Source organism: Streptomyces roseolus, assembly GCF_014649855.1.
Classification (GTDB): Bacteria; Actinomycetota; Actinomycetes; order Streptomycetales; family Streptomycetaceae; genus Streptomyces; species Streptomyces roseolus.
The window spans coordinates 141193-148132 of sequence record NZ_BMTV01000020.1 but is presented as its reverse complement, the minus strand read 5'-3'; the positions used below and the strand labels follow the sequence as shown (position 1 = coordinate 148132).

The following is a 6940-nucleotide window of genomic DNA, read 5'->3' as shown; positions in this document are numbered from 1 at the left end:
TCCTGAACAGGACCTTCCACGGGACGCTCTGAACCCCACCGCCCCCGGAGACCAAAAAAAAGGGGGGAGGGGGCCCCTCCCCCCTCCCCTCCCCGCCCCACCCCTCCGCCCCGCCCCCTCCCGCCCCCGCCTCCACCCCTTCCTCCCTCAGGAGGTCCTGTCATGACCCGCCTCGCCACCAGTCCCGTGACGCTCGCCGCGGCCGTGGCCCAGCGTCCGTCCGAGGGCTCGGTGCACTCCTGGGACCTCTCCACCGGTGTCGACGGGCCCGGCACCCGCTTCGTCACCTTCCTCTCCGGCTGCCCGCTGTCCTGCCTCTACTGCCACAACCCGGACACGTGGCGGATGCGCGACGGGAAGCGGACCTCCGCGGACGACGTGATCGCCGAGGCGTCCAAGTACGTTCGTTTCATCTCCGCGTCCGGCGGCGGCGCCACGGTCTCCGGCGGCGAACCGCTCCTCCAGCCCGTCTTCACCGGCGAGCTGCTGCACCGGATGAAGCACGAGCTGGGCCTGCACACCGCCCTCGACACCTCCGGTTTCCTCGGTGCCCGTGCCACCGACGCCCTGCTGCGCGACACCGACCTCGTCCTCCTCGACATCAAGTCCTGGGACCCGGAGACGTACCGGAAGGTCACCGGGCGGCCCCTGAAGCCGACCCTGGACTTCGCCCGGCGCCTCGCCGAGCTCGGCCAGGACGTGCACGTCCGGTTCGTCCTCGTCCCCGGTCTCACCGACGACCCCGCCGACGTCGAGGGCGTCGCCGCCTTCGCCGGCGGCCTCGGCAACGTCTCCCGCGTCGACGTCCTCCCCTTCCACAAGCTGGGCGAGGTCAAGTGGCAGGCCCTCGGCATGCCCTTCGCCCTCCACGACACCCCGTCGCCCGCCCCCGATCAGGTGGCGGCGGTCCGGGAGGTCTTCCGGAGCCACGGTCTGCACGCGGTCTGACGGCCGCTCCCGTCGGGGCCGGCGACACGCTCACCCTTACGTCGGGCATAACAGGCTTAAAAGGTACATACGTCCTACCGTGGCCCCGTGACCGAGCCACCACAGACCGTCGAGCCCACCGCCCCCGAGCCGGAGGCGACCGCTCCGGTCCCGGACGGCGGCGCGCCCCAGACCCCCGCCGCCGTCCGCCGCCGCGCCCTCCTCGCCGGCACCGCCGTCTCCGCCCTCCTGATCCTCGCGATCGTCTTCGGCAGCCGGCTCCTCCGCGACTTCGACTCGGCCCTGCTGCCCTACGCCGTCGCCACCGTCTTCCTCGCCTTCGGCGTCGCCCACCGCTACACCGTCTGGGTCTCCGCCCCCGGCGCCCGGCGCCTCTTCCGCCAGGGCTGGCGCTCCTTCTTCTCCGCCGCCAACTTCCGCAAGGCACCCACCGCCCTGCCGAAGATGATCGCCACCTATCTCGGCTTCCAGAAGTTCCTCGGCGCCCGCTCGCACGCCCGCTGGGCCGCCCACCAACTCCTCTTCTGGGGCTGCGTCCTCGCCGCGCTCATCACCTTCCCCCTCACCTGGGGCTGGTTCACCTTCACGTCGGGCACCGGCGACGGCCCCGGCTACGAGATGCGGATCTGGGGCTTCAAGGTCCTCGGCTTCGACTCGCTGAACATCCTCGGCTGGCTCATGTTCCACGGCCTGGACATCGCCGCCGTCCTCGTCATCGCCGGCGCCTCCTTCTTCCTGTGGCGGCGCATGAAGGACCGCGGCGCCGTCACCGGCCAGCGCTTCGCCTACGACCTGATCCCGCTGATCGCCCTCGTCGTCATCTCGGTCACCGGCCTGCTGCTCACCTTCTCCTCGATCTTCCTGCACGGCGGCGGCTACGAGTTCCTGGCGATCCTCCACATGGTCTCGGTCGTCTTCACCCTCATCTACATCCCCTTCGGGAAGTTCTTCCACATCGTCCAGCGGCCCGCCGCCGTCGGCATGCAGCTCTTCAAGTACACCTCCCGCCGCAAGGACGGCGCCGCCGAGGAACTCCAGGCCTGCCGCCGCTGCCACGAGCCCATCGACACCCCCGCCTACGTCGACAACCTGCGCGGCACCATGCGGGACCTCAAGCTCGACTTCGACGAATGGGCCGAGTACTGCCCCCGCTGCAAACGCGTCCTCCGCGGCAACGCCTACCTCACCCACGTCAAGAAGGGCTTCCGTTAAGTGACCGCGACCGACCGTTCCCGTGCGCTGCCGCTCGACCCCTCCGTCGCCCCGCCGGGCACGCGGAACTTCCGGGACGCCGGGGGGATCCCCGCCGACCGGTGGCACGCCGACCAGAACGAGGAGACGCTCGTCCCCACCCACTGCTGTTTCTGCGGGGTGCAGTGCGGCATGTACCTGCGGGTCGACCGCGGCGGCAAGGTGTTCGGGGTGGAGCCCCGGAACCACGACATCAACCGGATGCGGCTCTGCCCCAAGGGCATCAACGCCTACCAGCAGGTCAACCACCCCGACCGGCTGACCTCGCCGCTCATGCGCCGCAACCGCGACGAGGAGTTCCGGCCGGTCGGCTGGGAGGAGGCGCTCGACCACACCGTCGCCGAGATCCGCCGCATCCAGGGCGAGTACGGCAACGACGCCTTCGGGCTGCTCGGCGGGGCCAGTCTCTACTCCGAGAAGACCTACCTCGTCGGGAAGTTCGCGCGGGTCGCGCTGAAGACCAAGCACGTCGACTACAACGGGCGCCTCTGCATGGTCTCCGCCGCCGGCGCCAACAAGCTCGCCTTCGGCATCGACCGGGCCGGGAACCCCTTCTCCGACATCCTCCTCACCGACTGCCTCCTCATCGCCGGCTCCAACGTCGGCGAATGCTTCCCGGTGATGACCCAGTACCTGTGGGGGGCCCGCGACCGGGGGGCCTCCCTCATCGTCGTCGACCCCCGGCAGACGGCCATCGCCCGCACCGCCGACGTCCACGTCGCCCTCAAGCCCGGCACCGACTCCGCGTTCTTCAACGCCGTGCTGCACGTGATCGTCGCCGAGGGCCTCACCGACGAGGCGTACCTCGCCGCCCGCGCCACCGGCTGGGACGAGGTCAGGAGGACCGTCGCCGACTACCCGCCGTCCCGCTCCGCCTCGATCTGCGGCGTCCCCGAGGAACAGATCGTCCAGGTCGCCCGCATGTTCGCGGGGGCCGGCAAGGCCATGGCCTGGCACGCCCGGGGCGTCGAGCACCACTCGCAGGGCGTCGAGAACTGCCTCACCATCATCAACCTCTGCGTCGCCACCGGGAACATCGGGAAGCCCGGCGCCGGCTACGGCACCATCACCGGACAGGGCAACGGCCAGGGCGGCCGCGAACACGGCCAGAAGTCCGACCTCCTCCCCGGCGGGCGCTCCATCTCCAACCCCGAGCACCGCCGGCAGATCTGCGAGATCTGGGGCATCGAGGAGTCCGAACTCCCGCCCGCCGGCACCTCCATGATGGAGATGGTCTGGCAGATGCAGCGCGCCGAGATCCGCGGCCTCATCGGCATCTGCAACAACCCCTTCGTCTCCCTCCCGAACTACGCCACGGTCAAGGAGGGGTACGACGCCCTCCAGTTCCACGCCCAGTTCGACTTCTTCCTCTCCGAGACCGCCGCCAACGCCCACGTCGTCTTCCCCGTCACCGTCTGGGCCGAGGACGAGGGAGTGATGGCCAACGCCGAGGCCCGCGTCGTCAAGCACAACAAGGCCCAGGAGCCCCCGGCCGGGGTCCGCACCGACACCTGGGTCATGTGCGAGCTCGCCAGGCGGCTCGGCGTCGGCGACAAGTTCGCCTTCCCCGACTCCCGCTCCGTCTTCGAGGAGCTGCGGATCGCCTCCGCCGGCACCGTCAACGACTACTACGGCATCACCTACGAGCGCCTGGAGGAGACCGGCGGCATCGCCTGGCCCTGCCCGACCACCGAGCACCCCGGCACCCCCCGCCTCTTCGAGGACGGCCGCACCTACCACCCCGACGGCAAGATCCACCTGCAGGTGGTCGAGTGGCACCCGCCGATGGACCCGTACAGCGAGGAGTACCCGCTGTCGCTCACCACCGGCCGGACCGTCGCCCACTTCCTGTCCGGCAACCAGACCCGCCGGCTCGGCGCCCTCGTCGAGCAGACCCCCCGGCCCTGGGTCGAGGTCCATCCCTCGCACGGCTTCCGCAACGGCGACCCGGTCCGCGTCGTCACCCGGCGCGGCAGCGAGGTCTTCCCCGCCCTGGTCACCGAGGCCATCCGCCCCGACACCGTCTTCGTGCCCTACCACTGGCCCGTCCCCACCGCCGCGAACGCCCTCACCGTCGACGCCCTCGACCCCCGCTCGAAGATCCCCGAGTACAAGGTCTGCGCGGCCCGCGTCGAGGCCGCCGAACGCGTCGACGAGGTCCCCGCGCCCCCGACCGCCCCCGGGCAGCTCGCCTACCCCGAGACGCAGGTCTCCCGCACCGACCCCCTGCCCCCCACGTCCCCGCAGGGCCGTGGCACCGCGGAGAGGAGCTGACCGCACATGATGGGCCGCACGATCTTCATCGACCCGGGCCGCTGCATCGGCTGCCAGGCCTGCGTCTCCGCCTGCCGCGAATGCGACTCGCACCGCGGCAAGTCGATGATCCACCTCGACTACCCCGACGAAGGTCACTCCGTCGCCTCCCTTCCCACCGTCTGCATGCACTGCGAGGACCCCGTCGCCCCCTGCGCCGAGGTCTGCCCCGCCGACGCGATCCTGGTGACCGCCGACGGCGTGGTGCAGCAGGCCGACACCACCCGCTGCATCGGCTGCGCCAACTGCGTCAACGCCTGCCCCTTCGGCGTCCCGAAGATCGACCTCCAGGCGAAGCTCCAGATGAAGTGCAACCTCTGCTACGACCGCACCGCCTACGGCCTCGCCCCGATGTGCGCGACCGTCTGCCCCACCGGCGCCCTCTTCTACGGCACCCTCGACGAGCTGCGCGCCGAGCGCCCCGGCGTCCAGGTCGCCGACTCCTTCACCTTCGGCACCAGCACCGTCACCACCGGGGTGGCGATGGTCGTCCCCGCCGACAAGGTCCAGTGGCCCGTGCCCGGCGGGCTCCCGGTCGTCCAGATCAATGGAAAGGACGTCCGATGAGCGTCACCGACCCGCAGCCGCCCGCGCCGGACGCCGGCGCCGACGCGGCGCAGGAGGCGCTCCGCGACCGGATCGCCGCCGACTCCCTCACCACCCGCCGGGACTACCTGCGGATCGTGGCCACCGTCTCCGGCGGCCTCGCGGTCGGCGGCGTCGCGGTCGCCTCCGGGATCCTGCACCGGCACGGCGACGCCGACGGCACCCCCGAGGTGAAGAAGGTCGCCGACGCGCTCCTGCCGGGGGAGTCCCTCGCCTTCCGCTACCCGGGCGACGAGGACCGGGCGATCGCCGTCCGGATGGAGGACGGCACCCTCGCCGGTTACTCCGCCGTCTGCACCCACCTGGCCTGCGCCGTCCTGTGGCGCAAGGACCGGGGCAGCGAGGGCGAGCTGTACTGCCCCTGCCACGAGGGGGTCTTCGACGCCCGTACGGGAGAGGTGACGGCCGGGCCGCCGCCGCGCGGGCTGCCGAAGGTGATCCTGGTCGAGCAGGTCGACGGCTCCGTCTGGGCCATCGGCACCGCCCGTTCCGGGGAGAGCCTGCGGGAGGGGTACTGCCGCCAGCGTGGCGCCGGCACCCCGTCCTGTGCCGCGCCGCGGGCCGGCGCGCCCGCCGGCCGGCCCGGCGCCGAGAGGAGCGAGCGCGCATGACGCCCGAGAACCCGCTCCCGGAGCGGCCCGCGTACCGCCCGGGCAGCGCGCAGCCGCGGCTCAACCGTCCGGTGCGCGAGCGCTATCCGCAGATCCGGCCCACGAGCGGGTACGGCGACCCGCGGATCCGGCACACGGGGCCGGGCCCGGGGGCGGGCACGGAGCAGGAACCGGAGCGCTCCTCGAAGCTGTCGGCGCGGCTGGCGCTGGCGCTCACGGTGGTGATCGGCCAGCTCTGGGGGCTGACGATCGTGGTGGACGAGTGGATGTCCGGCGACACCGGTACCGCCTGGTGGGGCGCGGGTTTCCTCGTCCTGTCGTTCCTGGTGGTCCTGGGGCTGTGGGCGCTGGACCCGAAGGACCGCTGATCGGGCGGGTCCGGGGCGGGGGAGCGGGCGTACTCTGAAGACATGAGCACCGCCCCCGCCCACGGACCGCGAGACGCGAAGCCGAACGGCATTCGGTCGAATTCCCAGAACCCCCCGAAGCCGGTGATCGTCTTCGACGATCCGCTGGACGTGCAGTCCGCGGACGACACGGACCGCGGGTGGGGCGAGCGGCCTCCTGCCGGCGGCGGAGCCGCCGACCTCGCGCGCTTCCTCGACGAGAAGCCGCCGCACCACCTCTGACGCCGGGGCGTCCCTCCGGTCAGGAGGTGGAGTGCGTCCCCTTGTCGCTGCCGGGGCCGCGCTGCGCGACCAGGTGGTCGCGGATCTCCTTGAGCACCTCCAGCTCGCTGACCTCCATGGTCTCCTGCACGCCCTCCTTCGCCTTGTCGTGCGCGGCACGCTTGGCGAGGACCTTGGCCATCGGCAGGACCATCAGGAAGTAGACGACGGCCGCGGTGATGAGGAAGCTGAGGACCGCGCTGAGGACGGTGCCCCACATGATCGGGATGCCGGAGACCACGTTGCCGGCGTCGTCGACCTCGCAGGGGCCCTTGAGGCAGGACTGGTAGCTCGACAGGTCCTGGGTGCCGAAGGCGCCGACCAGTGGGTTGATGACTCCCTTGACCACCGAGTTCACGATGTTGGTGAACGCGGCACCGATGACGACCGCCACCGCGAGGTCGATCACGTTCCCGCGCATCAGGAAGGCTTTGAAGCCCGCCATCACGCTTTCCTTCTTCGCCACCGAGGTGCCTTTCTGGGGGTGTGCTGCTGTCTGCGGAGCCATTAGGCCGTGAACGGCGCGGGGCCGTCCAATCCGTA

The 6940-nt window shown here is 71.5% G+C and carries 8 protein-coding genes; 7 read left to right on the top strand and 1 reads right to left on the bottom strand.

The annotated features are described in order from the left end of the window. The first annotated feature begins 162 nt into the window (after positions 1–162). The 7 genes from pflA (at position 163) to IE245_RS23510 (ending at position 6358) form a co-directional block, all read left to right on the top strand. Entirely contained in the window at positions 163–948 is a 786-nt protein-coding gene (gene pflA, locus IE245_RS23540) for a pyruvate formate-lyase-activating protein (RefSeq protein ID WP_189950788.1), read from the top strand. 87 nt (positions 949–1035) lie between these two features. Then, on the top strand, positions 1036–2160 hold the full coding sequence (locus IE245_RS23535) for an MFS transporter (RefSeq protein WP_189950786.1): 1125 nt from the start codon (positions 1036–1038) through the stop codon (positions 2158–2160). Continuing rightward, the gene (locus IE245_RS23530; protein WP_189950784.1) at positions 2161–4473 is read left to right on the top strand and encodes a molybdopterin oxidoreductase family protein; all 2313 of its coding nucleotides are present in this window, start codon (positions 2161–2163) and stop codon (positions 4471–4473) included. 6 nt (positions 4474–4479) lie between these two features. Then, the gene (locus IE245_RS23525; RefSeq protein ID WP_189950782.1) at positions 4480–5079 is read left to right on the top strand and encodes a 4Fe-4S dicluster domain-containing protein; all 600 of its coding nucleotides are present in this window, start codon (positions 4480–4482) and stop codon (positions 5077–5079) included. Beyond that, positions 5076–5729, top strand: a complete 654-nt coding sequence (locus tag IE245_RS23520; protein ID WP_229851460.1) for a QcrA and Rieske domain-containing protein — start codon at positions 5076–5078, stop codon at positions 5727–5729. The genes IE245_RS23525 and IE245_RS23520 overlap by 4 nt, the downstream gene beginning before the upstream one ends. Next, entirely contained in the window at positions 5726–6097 is a 372-nt protein-coding gene (locus IE245_RS23515) for a DUF6755 family protein (protein ID WP_189950780.1), read from the top strand. The genes IE245_RS23520 and IE245_RS23515 overlap by 4 nt, the downstream gene beginning before the upstream one ends. A 42-nt stretch (positions 6098–6139) precedes the next feature. Then, the gene (locus IE245_RS23510; RefSeq protein ID WP_189950778.1) at positions 6140–6358 is read left to right on the top strand and encodes a hypothetical protein; all 219 of its coding nucleotides are present in this window, start codon (positions 6140–6142) and stop codon (positions 6356–6358) included. Between the two features lie 19 nt (positions 6359–6377). On the opposite strand, the gene mscL is transcribed toward IE245_RS23510, so the two are convergent. Continuing rightward, positions 6378–6842, bottom strand: a complete 465-nt coding sequence (mscL, locus tag IE245_RS23505; protein ID WP_229851459.1) for a large conductance mechanosensitive channel protein MscL — start codon at positions 6840–6842, stop codon at positions 6378–6380. Between the last annotated feature and the right edge of the window lie 98 nt (positions 6843–6940).

What these genes read in the sequence shown, in the direction of transcription:
- pflA (WP_189950788.1), top strand. Translation starts at nt 163, where the DNA reads ATGACCCGCCTCGCCACCAGTCCCGTGACGCTCGCCGCGGCCGTGGCC.
- IE245_RS23525 (WP_189950782.1), top strand. Translation starts at nt 4,480, where the DNA reads ATGATGGGCCGCACGATCTTCATCGACCCGGGCCGCTGCATCGGCTGC.
- IE245_RS23520 (WP_229851460.1), top strand. Translation starts at nt 5,076, where the DNA reads ATGAGCGTCACCGACCCGCAGCCGCCCGCGCCGGACGCCGGCGCCGAC.
- IE245_RS23515 (WP_189950780.1), top strand. Translation starts at nt 5,726, where the DNA reads ATGACGCCCGAGAACCCGCTCCCGGAGCGGCCCGCGTACCGCCCGGGC.
- IE245_RS23510 (WP_189950778.1), top strand. Translation starts at nt 6,140, where the DNA reads ATGAGCACCGCCCCCGCCCACGGACCGCGAGACGCGAAGCCGAACGGC.
- mscL (WP_229851459.1), bottom strand. Translation starts at nt 6,842, where the DNA reads ATGGCGGGCTTCAAAGCCTTCCTGATGCGCGGGAACGTGATCGACCTC.